This window comes from Nonomuraea sp. NPDC003709 (genome assembly GCF_040610775.1).
Classification (GTDB): Bacteria; Actinomycetota; Actinomycetes; order Streptosporangiales; family Streptosporangiaceae; genus Nonomuraea; species Nonomuraea angiospora_A.
Map to the genome: position 1 here is coordinate 13,229 of NZ_JBEXMW010000016.1, position 15,378 is coordinate 28,606.

A 15,378-nucleotide genomic window follows, 5' to 3' on the forward strand; every position below is an offset into this window, starting at 1 on the left:
GGGCGACTATAGATCGTCCGGGAGTGCCGCGACCGCTGCGTCGGGGGTGACGCGGGTGAGCTTGTCGGGGTTGAGCAGGCCGTAGATGCGGGTGATGACGCCGTCGCGGACGTCGATCAGCACGACCTGGCGGTGGCCCGCGACCCGGGTCCAGAGGGCCGGCTGGCCGTTGAGCTCGATCAGCCGGGAGTCGGCGAAGTCGTAACGGCTGAGCAGGCCGTTGAGGAAGGCCACCACCTTGTGGCGCCCGAGGATCGGCCGCAGCGCGGCCCTGACCTTGCCGCCGCCGTCGTTGTAGGACACGACGTCCTCGTGCAGCAGCTCCGTGAGCGCCGCGAGGTCGCCGCCCGCCGCCGCGTCCATGAACTTCGTCAGCAGCTCGGTGTGGTCCTCGGCCGACGGGTGGAACCGGTCGCGCCCCTCGGCGAGCCGGACGGAGGCCCGGCGGTGCAGCTGCCTGGCGTTGGCCACGGAGATGCCGACGATCTCCGCGATCTCGTCGTACGGGAGCTCGAACGCCTCCCGCAGCACGAACACCGCCCGCTCCGGCGGCGACAGCCGCTCCATCATGTGCAGGGTCGCGTACGAGACGGTGTCCCGCAGCTCGGCCGTGTCCAGCGGCCCCGCCTGCGCCGTCATCACCGGCTCGGGCAGCCACGGCCCCGTGTACGCCTCGCGCTTGACCCGCGCCGAGCGCAGCTGGTCGAGCGCCAGCCGCGAGACCACGGTCACCAGGAAGGCGCGCGGCTCCTTGATCTCGCTCCGGTCGGTGCCCTGCCAGCGCAGCCAGGCCTCCTGTACGACGTCCTCGGCGTCCCACATGCTGCCGAGCAGGCGGTAGGCCAGCCCGAGCAGCATGGGGCGGTGCTCCTCGAAGTCCACGGTTGGCATCATGCCCGGTCACCGGCGAGGGTGCCGAAGTGGGGCCAGTCGACGCTCCATGGGTGGAAAAGCCGCGGTAAGCATGATGAGCTTGGCGGGTGGCGAGAAATCTGATCCTGTCAGGAGGCCCGTTCCACGACTTCGCCGCCACGTCGGCAGCGCTCGCGGAAGTGCTGGCCGAGGTGGGGGTCGAGTCGGAGATCACCGAGGACATCGCGGGCGCGCTGAGCGAGCCGTCGGAGGTCCAGCTCATCACCGTCAACGCGCTGCGCTGGCAGATGGACCACGACCGCTTCGCCGACCTGCGTGACGAGTGGCGCTTCGCCTTACCGGCGCAGGCCCGCACCACGCTCCTCGATCACCTCGACCGGGGCGGCGGGCTGCTGTGCATGCACTCGGCGTCGATCTGCTTCGACGACTGGCAGGGCTGGCCGCGCGTCCTGGGCGGCTGCTGGACCTGGCCCAAGTCCCACCATCCCCCGCTGGGGTGGACCGGCGTGCGGGTGCACGGCGATCACCCGGTGGTCGAAGGGCTGCGGGACTTCGACGTGGTGGACGAGGTCTACAGCGACCTCGACATCCTGCCGGACGTCGAGCCGCTGGCGTCCTCGAACGGCCAGCCGCTGGTCTGGGCGCGGCCGGTGCGGCGCGGCCGGGTGTTCTACGACGCGCTGGGCCACGACACCAGGTCGTACGACAACGAGGTGCACCGCGCGATGCTCCAGCGGGCCGCGCTGTGGCTGCTGAAGCGGCCCGTCACCATCACGGAGTGAACGACCAGCCGCTCCAGCGGGTCACGTCCACGAGGATCACGGGGCCGCCGGGCCGGTGCTCGCGATACTGGCCGTACTTGGCCGCCAGCGCGTCGAGCGCCGGCTCGCGCTCCGGCCCCTCCTCGACGACCGCGGCCAGGCCGTCGGCGCGGGCCCACCACAGCCGGGCCCAGTCGTCCTCGTAGTGGTCGGCCAGCAGGCTGACCCGCGGGTTCTCCCGGATGTTGCGCACCCGTCTCAGGTCGGTGGTGGTCTTCGGCTTGTGATCGATCGCGGTCACCACCCGGTCCGCGACCACGGCGAAGGTGACGGGCACCAGGTGGGGTGTCCCGTCGCCGCTCGCCGTGGCCAGCCGCGCCACCCGCTCGCCCCGGAACCTCGCGCGGGCCCGCTCGCCGTCCATGCGCCCCATTCTCACCGCCGGCGGATCGGTCCGGAACCTACAAGACCGCATGTCGCCGACGTGGGCACGATGAGTCCATGAACGTGAACCTTTCCGCGATCCCCGGCTTCCTCGCCGGGCACGCACGAGTACTGGACCGCCGCCGCTACGACCTGCTCATGGGCGACGGCGACGCCGCCTCCGCGCTGGGCGCGCTGGAGGCCTACCGCAACCCCGACGGCGGCTACGGCTGGGGCCTGGAGCCGGACCTGCGCTCACCCGAGAGCCAGCCGGGGGCCGCGCTGCACGCCTTCGAGGTGTTCGCGGACGTCGCCCCCGTGACCTCGCCCCGGGCCGCGGCGCTGTGCGACTGGCTGGACTCGGTCACGCTGCCGGACGGCGGGGTGCCGTTCTCGCTGCCGCTCACCGTCGGCGAGGCCACCGCGCCCTGGTGGGCGGGCGGCGACGCCGACACCTCGTCCCTGCAGATCACCTCGATCTCGGCGGCCGCCGCCCACCGCGTCGCGGCCCACGATCCGGCCGTCGCCGCGCATCCGTGGCTGGAGCGGGCCACGCGCTACTGCCTCGACGCGATCCAGGAGCTCGACAAGGCGCCGCACGCGTACGTGCTGGCGTTCGCGGTGCGCTTCCTCGACGCCGTGTACGACACCCAGCCCAGGGCGGCCGACCTGCTCAAGCGGCTGGCCGCGCACATCCCCGCGGACGGGCGGGTGCCGGTCGAGGGCGGCACCGAGTTCGAGACGCTGCGGCCGCTGGACTTCGCGCCCCACCCGGGCAGGCCGGCCCGCGACCTCTTCGAGCCGGACGTGATCGCGGCGGACCTCGTACGGCTGGCGGGGCAGCAGAAGGACGACGGCGGATGGGACGTGGACTACGCGCGCATCTCCCCGGCCGGGGCGCTCGACTGGCGCGGGGCCGTCACCGTGAACAACCTCGCGCTGCTGCGCGAGAACGGCCTCGTCTAGGGGGACAGGCGGCGGGCCGACTCCGACTCCTGGGCCATGCGGCGCAGCGCCTCGAACGCCTTGCCGTACAGGACGGTGCCGAGCACCAGGGCCTCCACGGCGGCGTCGCGCGGGCCGTCGAAGGGGATGGTGTTCATCTCGACCTCGGAGACGAGCTTCTGCGCGATCTCGACGTACGGCTTCAGGTCGACGGGCAGGCCGAGCTGGCGCATCCGGACGATCGTCTGGGCCAGCTCGTCCCGGGCGGGGGCGGTGGGCGTGACGTCCCAGCCCTGGCCGGCGACGAGGCGGTCCACCTCGTCGCGGGCGATCTGCCACTCCTCGCCGGGCTCGGGCTCGACCGTGGAGCTCAGGGCGTAGTGGGCGGTGCCGAGGAGCAGGTGCAGGGGGAGTGACTCGTCCTCGACGGCCTCGATGATCTTCTTGATCGAGGCGACGGGGAGCCGGCCCACTTCGAGCAGGGCTCGGATCAGGCGGAGTCTGCGCAGGTGGGACTCGTCGTACTCGGCTCTGGTCGCGGCTGTCTGCTCGCCCGGGTGCAGCAGGCACTCGCGGAGGTAGTACTTGATCGTCGGGATGGCCACACCGGACTTGGCACTGAGTTCGGAGATGCGCATCACTAGATAATAGCGCTATCCAGATCGGGCGAGGTGCCGGGCGGCGCTGAGGAGCTCGTGGACGTCCGTCTGGCGGTTCCAGAGGAAGACCACCTCCAGCGGCGGCACGTCCTCTTTTATAGGGACAAATGCAAGTGTGTCGGGGATGGTGGTGCCCTCGTGGACGCACAGCGCGTAGCCCGCGCCTTCCTCCACCATGTTGATGACCAGGTCGTGCGTGGCCGCGGCTGGGCCGAGGCGGGGGTGGAGGCGGTGCCGTACGAAACCCTCCAGGAAGCGGCGGGCCCCGGCGACCGCGTCGGACTCCGGCATCACCAGCGGCTCGCCCGCCAGGTCCGCCAGCGACAGCGCCTCGTACGACGCCAGGGGGTGATCGCGGTGGAGCAGGGCGCGCACCGGGAAACGGTGGACCAGCATGCGGGCCACGCCCCTGGGCAGCGAGCCCGGCGCGTAGCCGAGCCCGGCCTGCAGGGTGCCGTCCGCGATGGAGACGATCTGCTCGGCCGTCCCCATGGGGGCCACGCGCAGGTTGGAGGTCTGGAGCTGGGAGAGCAGCCGGGCCACCACGTCCGCCAGCCCGTCGGCCACGCCCAGGCGCGCGGTCGTGACCCTGTTCCTGGCGGCGGCCACGGCGCGGTCGAAGGCGTCGACCGCCACGGTGGCCTGGGCCAGGAAGGCCTCGCCCGCCTCGGTCAGCTGCACGCCACTGGGCGACCGGCTGAACAGTTCGACGCCGATCTCCTTCTCCAGGGCTCTGAGCTGCTCCGACAGCGTGGGCTGTGCGATGTGCAGCGCGGTGGCGGCGCGGCGGAGACTGCCCGCGCGGGCGATCGCCATCGCGTACCGGACGTAGCGTAGATCCATCCCTCACCTCAGCGTGATGATGGGCTTATCGGTTGATCACTCCTCCGTATTACAAGAGGACCTGCCTCCCGTGAAGATATTCAGTTATCCACTGGTGGCGACATTTCCGGATTGGATGTAGCTGCCGAGCAAGCGCTTGTCTCGTCTCCGGGCGCGGGCTAGCGTGCCTGTACGGAGTGTGGTCATGGACGCGGGAGGCGGCGGATGCAGCCGTTCGGGGGGTTGGCGGCGGTGGCCGGCGTCGGGATGACGGCGCTGACCAGGGAGTCCGGGCGGAGCGAGCTGGAGTTGGCGGTCGAGGCGTGCCGGGCGGCGTGCGCGGACGCGGGCATCGGGCCGCGTGACGTGGACGCGGTGCTCAGCTACCACCTGAACGACTCCGCCCCCGTCGTCCAGGTCGCGCGGGCCCTGGGCATCGAGCGGCTCGGCTGGCACAACGACATCGCCGGGGGAGGCACGCAGGCGGCGTCGATCCTGGGCGACGCGGCGATGCTCATACACGCCGGGTTGGCGCGAAATATCCTGGTCTATCGGGCGCTCAACGGCCGCTCCGGCAAGCGCATGAACACCGTCTCCACCGGCCCCCAGGAGCGTTTCACGTACGGGCTGGCGGGCCCGATCCCGCTGTTCGCTCTGGCCGCGACCCGCTACCTGCACGACACGGGCCTCACGGAGGAGCACCTGCACGCGGTCGTCGCCCAGTCCAGGGAGAACGCCAAGGCCAACCCCCGGGCCCTGCGCCGCGAACCCCTGGAGCTCGCCGACTACCTCGCCCGGCCGTACGTGAGCACCCCCCTCCGCACGGTCGACTGCTGCCAGGAGACCGACGGGGCCTGCGCCCTCGTGGTCAGCGGCGTGCTCGACGGGCCGCGCGTGCGGGCGGTCGTCCGCGGGGGAGGCCCCGGCTGCTCGTCGATGGACCGCGCCCCGGACGTCACCGCGATCTTCTCGGCGTACGTGGCGCCCATGCTCTGGGAGGCGTCCGGGCTGCGGCCGTCGGACGTGGACGTGGCACTGCCGTACGACGCCTACTCGTGGCTCGTGCCCCGGCAGCTGGAGGACTTCGGGCTGGTCGAGCGCGCGGACCTGGGGCCGTACCTGCTGGAGCGCCGGCACGCCTGGGTGAACCCGCACGGCGGGCTGCTCTCGGAGGGCTACGTGCACGGCCTGAACAACGTGGCCCAGGCCGTCAGGGAGCTGCGTGAGGGGCGTGAGGTGGCCCTCGTGACGGGGTTCGGGGGCAGCTACGGGAGCGCCGCCCTGCTCGTACGGTGAAAAATCGGCTGAAATGCTCATGAGGCCTCCGACATGTACGGGGTGATCCGATCCCGACGACCGAGGAGGCCGACCATGGGGACCGCCAGTGGATGACGACCGGAGGACCCGGTTCGAGGCCGTTTACCAGCAGACGTACGAGCACATACTCGGCTACGCCATGCGCCGCTGCGACTCGCCGGAGGACGCGGCGGACGTGGTCGCCGAGACGTTCGCGATCGCCTGGCGCCGCATGGACGCGCTGCCGCCGGGCGGCGCGTCCAGATTGTGGCTGTACGGGGTGGCCAGGAACGTGCTGGCCAACCACCGCCGCGGCCAGGCCAGGCACCGGAACCACAGCATGGAGCTCGACGCCGACCTCGCCGACCTGTACGCGCACTCGCCCGAGACCAGCGTCGAGCTGGGCGCGATCGCGCGGGCGTTCGAGCAGTTGTCCGAGGAAGACCGGGAGCTGATCTCGCTGGTGGCCTGGGAGGGCCTGGACCGGGCCCAGATCGCCACCGTGCTCGGCTGCTCGCGCAACGCCGTCCGCATCCGCCTCCACCGGGCGCGCAAGCGCTTCTCCAGGGCGCTGGCCGCGGCGGGCGTGACCGTCAACTACCTGATCATGGAGTCCGCGTGAACGAGTTGCAGCACCTCGCCAGGGTCCGCGACGAGGATCTGGCGGGCCAGGCGTCCGGCGCGGGGGCGCGGGCGCTCCTCGCCTCGATCACCTCCGAGGAGCCCGCCGCCGAGCCCGCCGCCGAGCCCGCCCGCCGTCGGACCCCTCGGTGGCGTACCCGGATGGCCGTGGGCGCCGTGGCCGTCACCGGGCTCGCCGCGGCCGCCGTGATCGCCCCCGCCGTCCTCGGCGCGCGCGGCCCCGCCACCTCCTACGCCAGCTCCGCCATCGACATCGAGCTGCGCGGCGACATGTACGTGGCCACCATCAAGGACCCGTTCGCCGACTACGCCAAGTACACCGAGGGCTTCAAGGCCGTGGGCCTGAACGTGAACCTGGAGGTCGTACCGGTGTCTCCCACCCAGGTGGGCCAGATCACGGGCATGCGGCTGAGCGGTCGGCTGGCGCCCAACGGCGAGTCCATCACCAACGGCACGTCGCCCGAGGGCTGCGCGTTCGGCAGTGCGGGCTGCGCGATGACCGTCGAGGTGGCCCGCGGCTGGACCGGCTGGGCCTCGGTCCGGCTGGGGCGGGCGGCGCGGCCGGGGGAGAGGTACCAGAACTGGCGCTCGGCCATGAAGAAGGGCGAGATGCTGGCGGGCTACCGCGCCGACGGGAAGACCGTGGGCGAGGTCATGGCCGAGGTTCGCCGGCGCGGCCTCGAGGCGGTCTTCCAGATCATCACCCCCGCGCCGGACAACGACGGCTACGGGGTGGACCCGAAGCAGCAGTCGGCCAAGGTCGGCGACGACTGGATGGTCTGGGAGGTCCAGTCGGAGCAGGCCGGCGTCGTGCGCCTGATGGTGACCAAGGAACGACTGCCGAAGAACCCCGTCTACGGCGACACGAAGATCCTGGACGAGTAGCCGGGATCAGGTGGTGAAGGCGGCGTGCCGGGCCTGTGCCTCGGCCTCGGGGAGCAGGTCCCGGGCCGCCAGCCAGGCCGCCGCCCCCGCCGGGTCCCCCGCCGTGACGGCGTCCGCCAGGAGGTCGTGGACCGCTCGCTGGACCGGGCCCTCCGACGTGAGCACGCCGCCTGCGAGCACGATGGGCAGGCCCGGCTCGTGCACCTGGGCCGCGGTGCTCGCCAGCCGGGCCGCGGCCTCGGCGACGAGGGCCCGCGCTTCCGGGTCGCCCGCCTCGGCGGCCCGGCTGACGAGGGGCGCCAGCTCGGCGAGCGCCAGCGGCGGCCGGGCGTGCACCGCCGCCGCGAGCTGCGCGACCGGATCCTCGCCCACGCCGTCGGGCAGCAACTGCCGGACGACGAGCTCCATCAGCAACCCGCCCCCGGCGCTTCGAGCGGAGAGGGCGGTGAGGGCGGTGAGGGCGGTGAGGGCGGTGAGGGCGCGGACGGTGGCGCGGGCGGCGGCGTGGCCGAGCCAGAAGCCCGAGCCCTCGTCCCCGAGCAGCCACCCGTACCCGTCGGCGGTCGCCGTCTGCTCGTGATCGGTAATTTTTGCCGCGATCGCCCCTGTCCCCGAGATCAGGACGGTGCCCGACGGCGAGGAGGTGCCGGCCGCGAACGCGGTCACGGTGTCACCGACGACCCGTACCGGCAGGCCCTGGGGGAGGAGCGGGCGCAGGACGCGCCCGGCCAGCTCCCGGCAGGCCCCGGGATTTCCCGCCAGCCCCATCACCACCGAGCTGACGTGCGGTAACGAGGATGATGCCGCCTCCTGGACGGCGGCGGTCAGGTGCGCGCAGGCCTGGTCCATGCCGAGCGTCACCGGGTTGGCGCCGGGCGCGTGCCCTCGTCCCACCGGCGCCCCGTCCACCGTGAACAGCGCGGCCCGCGACGAGGTGCCGCCCGCGTCGACCCCGAGTACCAGCATGTCAAAAATTATTGCCCAAATGCCTTGACGACGCCAGATCCTGGTCATAATTTTCATCGCGTGGAACTACTCAACCGCATCGAGGCCGAGCAGCGCGACATGCCCGAGGCGCTGCGCAAGGTGGCCGAGGTGATCCTGGCCGCGCCCGCCGAGGCCGCCCGGCTGACCATCGTCGACCTGGCCGAGCGGAGCGGGACGTCCACGGCGACCATCACGCGCTTCTGCCGCGCCCTCGGCTTCACCGGGTACGCCGAGCTGCGCGTGGCCGTCGCCACCGAGACCGGCCGCAAGGCCCAGCAGACCTGGCACACCGACATCGGCCAGGAGATCCTCCCCGACGACAGCCTCGACAAGGTGCTCGGCGTCGTGTCCGGCAACGACATCCGCCTCATCCAGGAGACCGCCGACCAGCTCGACCTGGCCGTGGTGGACAAGGCCGCCCAGGCGGTGGCCAGGGCCGGGCGGGTGCTGCTGTTCGGCGTGTCGAGCAGCGCGGCGGTGGCCAGCGAGATGGAGTACCGGCTGCAGCGCATGCGCGTACCGACCTGGAGCAGGTCCGACGCCCACAGCGCGCTGACGGACGCCGCGCTGCTCGGACAGGGCGACGTGGCGATCGGGATCTCGCACAGCGGCCGGACGCGCGAGGTCATCGAGGTGCTCGCGGAGGCGAGCAGCCACGGCGCGATCACCGTGGCCGTCACCTCGCAGCCGCGCTCCCCGCTGGCCGAGGTGGCCGAGCTGGTGCTGACCACGGCCAGCCGCGCGACGAGCTTCCGGTCGGAGGGGTTCGCCGCGATCCACTCGCAACTCCTGGTGCTCGACGTCGTGTACGTGTCGGTGGCCCAACGCACCTACGAGCGCACCAGGCAGGCATTCGACGTGACTGTCCGGGCGGTGGCCGGACATCGGCTCCCGGAAGGGGATTTATGACAGTAGATCCAGCAAAGTTCGCTCAGCACATCGCCGACCTCGTCCGGACGATCCCAGAAGATCCGGAGATCGCCCGAGCCGCCGGCCTCTTCACCGAGGCGGTGAGCGCGGGCGGCGTCATCCAGGCGTTCGGCTCCGGCCACTCGGAGGCCGTCGCAATGGAGATCGCCGGCCGCGCCGGCGGCCTCGTGCCCACCAGCAAGCTCGCGCTCAGGGACCTCGTCCTGTACGGCGACGCCCCCCGCTCCGAGCTGGACCGTTACGACCTCGAACGCGACCCGTCCGTCGCCCGCGCCATCCTCGACCTGGCGCCCGTCCATCCCGGCGACCTGTTCGTCATCATCTCCAACTCGGGCGTCAACGGCGTGGTCGTCGAGCTGGCCACGCTCGTCAAGCAGCGCGGTCACGACCTGATCGCGATCACCTCGCGCGCCCACGGCGAAGCCGTCGCGTCCCGCCACCCCTCGGGCCGCAAGCTCCTCGACCTGGCCGACGTCGTCCTGGACAACCGGGCGCCCTACGGCGACGCCGTGCTCCCCCTGCCCGACGCGGGCGCCTCCGTCGGAGCCGTCTCGACCATCACCTCGGCGCTGCTGGCCCAGCTCGTCGTGGCCCAGACCGTACGCAACCTGCTCGAAGCGGGCGAGGTGCCGCCGGTCTACCTGTCGGCCAACGTCCCCGAGGGTGACGCCCACAACCTCAAGCTGGAGGCGCTGTACGCCGGTCGCATCCGGCGCGGCGCCTGAGTCCTCCGCAAGCTGTCACGAGCTCTGTTCGGCATGCCCGGAATCCGGGGCCGGACCTCGCAAGGAGAACCCCCCATGTACCGAAATATCGGAAAAGTTGCCCTCTCCTTAGCTCTCCCTCTCGTCCTCGTCGTCGTGGCCCTGGTCACCCCGGCCAGCGCCCAGCAGTCCGTACGCCTCCAGTACCGCACCAGCGCCCCTGGAGCCACCACCGCCCAGGCCGAGCCCTGGCTCCAGCTCTTCAACGACGGCACCACCACGATCCCGCTCAACCAGGTCAAGATCCGCTACTACCTGACCGGCGCGGAGACCTACCGCTTCGCCTGCTCCTGGGCCGTGGTGGGCTGCTCGACGGTGACCGGGCAGTTCGTCCGCCAGTCGGGCGCCGACCAGTACCTGGAGGTCGGCTTCACCTCCGGCAGCCTGGCCCCCGGCGCGAACACCGGCGACCTGCAGCTGCGCTTCTACCGCGCGGACTGGCAGACGTTCACGCAGAGCGACGACTACTCCTACGGGTCCAACACCGCCTACACGAACTGGGACAAGGTCACCGTCCACGTCAACGGCCAGCTCGCGTGGGGGCGGCCGAACGGCACCGAGCCCACCCCCACTCCCACTCCCACGGTCCCCCCGACGGGCTCGGCGGGGGTGCTGTTCGACGACTTCACGTACACGGGGTCGAGCGACCCGCGCCTCGCCCAGCGCGGCTGGACGGTGCGCTCCAGCTCCGGCGGCCCCGGCGTGCCCGGCGCCACCTGGTCGCCCTCGGCGGTCTCGTTCCCCGGCGGCCTGCTGACGCTCGACTCCACCACGAACGGCACCGCCGCCGGCACCATCCAGACCGAGCTGTCCACCGCGAACCGCAAGTTCTTCGAGGGCACCTACGCCGCCCGCGTCCGCTTCAGCGACGCCCCGGCCAGTGGCCCCGACGGCGAGCACGTGGTGCAGACGTTCTTCACCATCACCCCGCTGCGCTACAACCTGGACCCCGACTACGGCGAGCTCGACTTCGAGTACCTGCCGAACGGCGGCTGGGGCGAGCCGTCCAACATCCTCTACACCACCAGCTGGGAGACCTACCAGGCCGACCCGTGGCAGGCCGTCAACACCCACACCGAGGAGCGTGCGAGCTTCGCCGGCTGGCACGACCTCGTGATCCAGGTCTCCGGCGGCCGGATCAGGTACTACGTGGACGGCCGCCTGTTCGCCGACCACGGTGACATCTACTATCCCGAGACGCCCATGTGGATCATGTTCAACCAGTGGTTCATCGATCTTCAGGCCGCCACGGGGACGCGTACGTACCGGCAGCAGGTGGACTGGCTCTACTACAGCAAGAACGAGGTCGTCCCGCCCGCCGACGTCACCGGCCGCGTCGCCTCCCTGCGCGCCGCCGGCACCTCCTTCACGGACACCGTCCCCAACCCGTGACAAGGATCGCCATGAAGAACCGCATCCTGGCCCTGGCGGCCGTGTTCGCGGTGGCCGCGTGCGGCGCCGCCGAGGAGCCCAAGACGTCCGCGGGCCCCGCCAGGCTGACCGTCTGGATCATGGACGGCAGCGTCACGCAGGACCTGCTGAAGAAGTTCGAGACCGAGTACGAGGCGGCGCACAAGGGCGTGGACCTCGACATCCAGATCCAGGCGTGGGACGGCATCGGCGAGCGCGTCACCGCGGCCCTGGCCAGCACCGACGCCCCCGACGTGATCGAGGTGGGCAACACCCAGGTCGCCCAGTACTCGGCCAGCGGCGGCGTCACCGACCTGGCCGGCAAGGTCGCCGAGCTCAAGGGCGAGGACTGGCTGCCGGGCCTGGCCCAGCCGGGCAAGGTCGACGGCAAGCAGTACGGGATCCCCTGGTACGCCGCCAACCGCGTGGTCGTCTACAACAAGGACCTGTTCGCCGGGGCCGGCATCAAGGAGCCCCCGAAAACGCGGGATGAATGGCTAAATATCACCGCAAAACTAAATAAAAACGGAAATCAGGGCATTTATCTGACCGGGCAGACCTGGTACGCCCTGGCCGGCTTCATCTGGGACGAGGGCGGCGACCTGGCCGTCCAGGAGGGCGGCAAGTGGAAGGGCGCCCTCGACACCCCGCAGGCCCTGGCCGGCATGGACTTCTACCAGCGCCTCCAGGCCCTCGGCAAGGGCCCCAAGGACGCCGACGAGGCCAACCCGCCCCAGCACGAGGTCTTCGCCCAGGGCAAGGTGGCCCAGATCATCGCCGTCCCCGGCATCGCCGCCCGCGTCCTGGAGGTGGACCCCAAGCTGAAGGACAAGATGGGCTTCTTCCCCATCCCGGGCAAGACGGCCGACAGGCCCGGCACCGTCTTCACGGGCGGCTCCGACCTGATCGTCCCGGCCGCGTCCAAGCGCCAGGAGGCGGCGTACGAGCTGGTCAGAGCCCTGTCCGGGGAGCAGTTCCAGACCGAGCTGGCCAAGACGATGAGCTTCGTGCCCAACCGCACCTCGCTGGCCGGCGTGCTGGACGGCGACGAGGGCACCGCGGCCATGGCGAAGGGCGCCGCGGGCGGCCGCGCCACCCCGAACACCCCCAACTGGGCCGCCGTCGAGGCCACCTCCGTGATCAAGCAGTACATGACCGCCGTGCTCACCGGCGCCGACCCCGCGACGGAGGCGAAGAAGGTCTCGGAGTCCATCACCACGACCCTGAACAGCGGGTCCTGAATGCGCGGCACCAGGAGCCCGTGGCCCTACCTGCTCATCGCGCCCACGGTGGCGGGCGGGGCCTTCCTCCTGCTCTACCCGATGCTCAAGGCCGCGGTGATCTCCTTCCAGCACTTCCGCATGGGGGAGCTGATCAGGGGCGGCGCGGCCTTCGCCGGTCTGGACAACTACGCCGAGCTGCTGGCCGGCGAGGAGTTCTGGCGGGTGCTGTGGCGCACGCTGGGGTGGACCGCGATCAACGTGGTGCTGATCGTGGTCCTGTCCACCGGCGTGGCGCTGATGCTCGCCCGCCTGCGCCGCGGGCTGCGCCTGGCCCTGATGAGCGCCCTCGCCCTGGCCTGGGCCACCCCGATCATCGCCGCCACGACGGTGTTCCAGTGGCTGTTCCAGTCGGAGCTCGGCGTGGTGAACTGGCTGCTGGTCGCGCTCGGGTTCGACTCCTTCCGCGGCTACCCGTGGTTCGCCGACGGCACGGCCACGTTCGCCGTGCTCGTGGTCCTCGTCGTGTGGCAGTCGGTGCCGTTCGCCGCGCTCACCCTCTACGCCGGGCTGACCACCATCCCGGTGGAGCTGTACGAGTCCGCCCGGATCGACGGCGGCACCGGCCGGCAGGTCTTCTGGAAGATCACCCTGCCGATGCTGCGGCAGCTGTTCGCCCTGGTCGCCTCGCTGGAGGTGATCTGGGTGGCCAAGTGCTTCCCGCAGATCTGGGTGCTCAGCCAGGGCGGCCCGGACGGCGCCACGACCACCCTTCCGGTGTACGCGTTCAAGATCGCCCGGGTGCTGCACCGGTACGACCTGGGCTCGGCGGTCGCCATGCTCACCGTCGTCATCCTCGCCGTCGCCCTGGTCAGCAACCTGCGAAGGATGGTCCGCCAGTGAAGAGGCTGACGCTCAACGCGGCCGCGGTCGTCGTGCTCGTGATGACGATCTTCCCGGTCTACTGGATGTTCCTGACCGCGTTCAAGCCGACCGGGGAGATCCAGGCGGCCACGCCGACGTTCTGGCCGGCGCACCCGACCCTGGAGCACTTCGTGACGGCGGTGAACGCGCCGGGGTTCTGGACCTACTGGCGCAACAGTCTCGTCGTCACCGTGGTCGCGGTGCTGGTCGCGCTGGTGACGGCGCTGCTGGCGGCGTTCGCGGTGGCCAGGATGCGCTGGCGGGGGAGAGGGGCGTTCGTGATCGCGGTGTTCGCGGCGCAGATGGCGCCGTGGGAGGCGCTGCTGGTGCCGGTGTTCATCATCGCCAGGGACACCGAGCTGCTGGACTCGCTGGCGATGCTGACCGGCGTCTACTTCATGATCACGTTGCCGTTCACGATCGTGACGCTGCGCGGGTTCCTGGCCGCGATCCCGCCGGAGCTGGAGGAGGCGGCGCAGGTGGACGGGTGCGGCCGCCTGGCCGCCTTCCGGCGGGTGGTGTTCCCGCTGCTGGCGCCCGGGCTGATGGCGACGTCGCTGTTCGGGTTCATCACGGCGTGGAACGAGTTCGCGTTCGTGAACGTGCTGATCATCAAGGACCAGGACAAGCGCACGCTGCCGGTGTGGCTGTCGTCGTTCCGCGACGTCTTCGGCACGGACTGGGGCGCCACGATGGCCGCCGCCAGCCTGTTCGCGCTGCCCGCGCTGTTGCTCTTCCTGTTCCTGCAGCGCCGGGTGGGCACCGGGATGACGGCGGGGGCCGTCAAGGGCTGACGGCGGTGAACGCGGCGTGCAGGGCCTTCGCGTCCGCCTCCGGGAGCAGGTCCCGGGCCGCCAGCCAGGCCGCCGCGCCCGCCGCGTCCCCCGCGGTCGTGACGTTCTTGTCCGCCAGCAGCTTCACCACCGCCTGGCGTACCGGACCCTCGTTGGTGAGCACGCTTCCGGCGAGCACCACCGGACCGGACACGTGTACGCGTCCGAGCGTGGCGACCAGGCGCTCGGCGGCCTCCCGCGTGACCTTGAGCGCCGCCTCGTCGCCTGCCTCGGCGGCCTGGCTGACCAGCGAGGACAGCGCGGCCAGCCGCATGTGGTCGGCCTGCGCCAGCCGTACGATGCGATCGGCGACGGCACGCGGCGCGGCGGGCCGGTCGTCGCCGAGGAAGTGCTCGACCACGAGCTCGGCCAACATGCCGCCGCCCTTGATGCGGTCGTCGGGCGGGACCGGCATGCCGCGGTCCAAGACCTCGACCACCCCCTTGACGGCCTGGCGGCCGATCCAGAAGCCCGACCCCTCATCGCCCAGCAGCCAGCCCAGCCCGTCGGCGATGGCGTCGAGCCGGAAGTCCACGATCCTGGCCGCCACCGCCCCCGTGCCCGACAGCAGCAGCGAGCCGTCGGGCTCCGGCGAGCCCGCGGTGTAGGCGATCGGCGTGTCGCCCATGTAGCGCGGCCCCTCCGCGATGCCGTGCCCGGCCCAGACCTTCGCCAGCTCGGGCACCATCTCCGCCACGTGCCCCGCCACCCCGGTCAGCGACGCCACGACCCGCCGGCCGTCATGCGTCCCCAGCGCCTCACCGAGCGCGGCGGCCACGTTGGCCACCGCCTTGCCCAGCCCGTGAGCAGTGGGATTGCCCGCACCGGCCCGGGCGTAGCCGACCCTGGTGCCGTCGAGCGCGTGGACGGCGACCCGCGTGGACGTGGCCCCGGCGTCGACACCGACCACTAGCGATTCAGTCACGGTCCGAGTCTGGGGGTTGACGCGGACCGGAAGCAAGAATAATTTTCGCCAGAAGACCGGGTATTCGGAAGGAATATTC

17 protein-coding genes are annotated in these 15,378 nt (G+C 71.5%); 11 read left to right on the top strand and 6 right to left on the bottom strand.

Annotation, left to right across the window (positions count from 1 at the left end):
* Positions 1–6: 6 nt before the first annotated feature.
* Positions 7–891: an RNA polymerase sigma-70 factor gene (locus ABZX61_RS39115; RefSeq protein ID WP_355201983.1), complete on the bottom strand. Its 885-nt coding sequence runs from the start codon at positions 889–891 to the stop codon at positions 7–9.
* Between the two features lie 89 nt (positions 892–980).
* Here ABZX61_RS39115 and ABZX61_RS39120 point away from each other — a divergent pair, with 89 nt between their 5' ends.
* Positions 981–1,655 (top strand): ThuA domain-containing protein, encoded by a 675-nt coding sequence (locus ABZX61_RS39120; protein WP_355201476.1) that lies wholly within the window; start codon positions 981–983, stop codon positions 1,653–1,655.
* Here the strand turns inward: ABZX61_RS39120 and ABZX61_RS39125 are convergent.
* A complete protein-coding gene (locus ABZX61_RS39125; protein WP_355201478.1) occupies positions 1,645–2,058 on the bottom strand; it encodes a TIGR03668 family PPOX class F420-dependent oxidoreductase in 414 nt (137 codons plus the stop codon). The genes ABZX61_RS39120 and ABZX61_RS39125 overlap by 11 nt on opposite strands.
* Positions 2,059–2,135: 77 nt before the next feature.
* On the opposite strand from ABZX61_RS39125, the gene ABZX61_RS39130 reads away from it, so the two are divergent.
* Positions 2,136–3,023, top strand: a complete 888-nt coding sequence (locus tag ABZX61_RS39130) for a hypothetical protein (RefSeq protein WP_355201480.1) — start codon at positions 2,136–2,138, stop codon at positions 3,021–3,023.
* On the opposite strand, the gene ABZX61_RS39135 is transcribed toward ABZX61_RS39130, so the two are convergent.
* Both ABZX61_RS39135 and ABZX61_RS39140 read right to left on the bottom strand, forming a co-directional pair.
* Entirely contained in the window at positions 3,020–3,640 is a 621-nt protein-coding gene (locus ABZX61_RS39135; protein WP_355201482.1) for a MerR family transcriptional regulator, read from the bottom strand. The two genes, ABZX61_RS39130 and ABZX61_RS39135, sit on opposite strands and share 4 nt — an antisense overlap.
* A gap of 15 nt (positions 3,641–3,655) precedes the next feature.
* Entirely contained in the window at positions 3,656–4,504 is an 849-nt protein-coding gene (locus tag ABZX61_RS39140; RefSeq protein WP_355201484.1) for a LysR family transcriptional regulator, read from the bottom strand.
* A gap of 204 nt (positions 4,505–4,708) precedes the next feature.
* On the opposite strand from ABZX61_RS39140, the gene ABZX61_RS39145 reads away from it, so the two are divergent.
* From ABZX61_RS39145 to ABZX61_RS39155, 3 genes are all read left to right on the top strand, one after another.
* Positions 4,709–5,779 (top strand): acetyl-CoA acetyltransferase, encoded by a 1,071-nt coding sequence (locus tag ABZX61_RS39145; protein WP_355201486.1) that lies wholly within the window; start codon positions 4,709–4,711, stop codon positions 5,777–5,779.
* A gap of 88 nt (positions 5,780–5,867) precedes the next feature.
* Complete coding sequence (locus ABZX61_RS39150; protein ID WP_355201488.1) at positions 5,868–6,401, top strand: RNA polymerase sigma factor; 534 nt, start codon at positions 5,868–5,870, stop codon at positions 6,399–6,401.
* Complete coding sequence (locus tag ABZX61_RS39155; protein WP_355201490.1) at positions 6,398–7,306, top strand: hypothetical protein; 909 nt, start codon at positions 6,398–6,400, stop codon at positions 7,304–7,306. The genes ABZX61_RS39150 and ABZX61_RS39155 overlap by 4 nt, the downstream gene beginning before the upstream one ends.
* Positions 7,307–7,312: 6 nt before the next feature.
* Here ABZX61_RS39155 and ABZX61_RS39160 read toward each other — a convergent pair whose 3' ends face one another.
* A complete protein-coding gene (locus ABZX61_RS39160) occupies positions 7,313–8,272 on the bottom strand; it encodes a BadF/BadG/BcrA/BcrD ATPase family protein (protein ID WP_355201492.1) in 960 nt (319 codons plus the stop codon).
* A 60-nt stretch (positions 8,273–8,332) separates the two neighbouring features.
* Between ABZX61_RS39160 and ABZX61_RS39165 the strand changes: the two genes are divergently transcribed.
* The 6 genes from ABZX61_RS39165 to ABZX61_RS39190 all read left to right on the top strand — a co-directional run bounded on the left by ABZX61_RS39165 (position 8,333) and on the right by ABZX61_RS39190 (position 14,335).
* The gene (locus tag ABZX61_RS39165; protein ID WP_355201494.1) at positions 8,333–9,202 is read left to right on the top strand and encodes a MurR/RpiR family transcriptional regulator; all 870 of its coding nucleotides are present in this window, start codon (positions 8,333–8,335) and stop codon (positions 9,200–9,202) included.
* Positions 9,199–9,948, top strand: coding sequence for an SIS domain-containing protein (locus ABZX61_RS39170; RefSeq protein WP_355201495.1), 750 nt, complete (start codon positions 9,199–9,201; stop codon positions 9,946–9,948). The genes ABZX61_RS39165 and ABZX61_RS39170 overlap by 4 nt, the downstream gene beginning before the upstream one ends.
* Positions 9,949–10,023: 75 nt before the next feature.
* Entirely contained in the window at positions 10,024–11,379 is a 1,356-nt protein-coding gene (locus ABZX61_RS39175; RefSeq protein WP_355201497.1) for a cellulose binding domain-containing protein, read from the top strand.
* 11 nt (positions 11,380–11,390) lie between these two features.
* On the top strand, positions 11,391–12,638 hold the full coding sequence (locus ABZX61_RS39180) for an extracellular solute-binding protein (RefSeq protein WP_355201499.1): 1,248 nt from the start codon (positions 11,391–11,393) through the stop codon (positions 12,636–12,638).
* On the top strand, positions 12,639–13,520 hold the full coding sequence (locus ABZX61_RS39185; protein WP_355201501.1) for a sugar ABC transporter permease: 882 nt from the start codon (positions 12,639–12,641) through the stop codon (positions 13,518–13,520).
* Positions 13,517–14,335: a carbohydrate ABC transporter permease gene (locus ABZX61_RS39190; RefSeq protein WP_350724538.1), complete on the top strand. Its 819-nt coding sequence runs from the start codon at positions 13,517–13,519 to the stop codon at positions 14,333–14,335. Before ABZX61_RS39185 ends, ABZX61_RS39190 begins: the two co-directional genes overlap by 4 nt.
* Here ABZX61_RS39190 and ABZX61_RS39195 read toward each other — a convergent pair.
* Entirely contained in the window at positions 14,325–15,299 is a 975-nt protein-coding gene (locus ABZX61_RS39195) for a BadF/BadG/BcrA/BcrD ATPase family protein (protein ID WP_355201504.1), read from the bottom strand. The genes ABZX61_RS39190 and ABZX61_RS39195 overlap by 11 nt on opposite strands.
* Positions 15,300–15,378 lie beyond the last annotated feature (79 nt).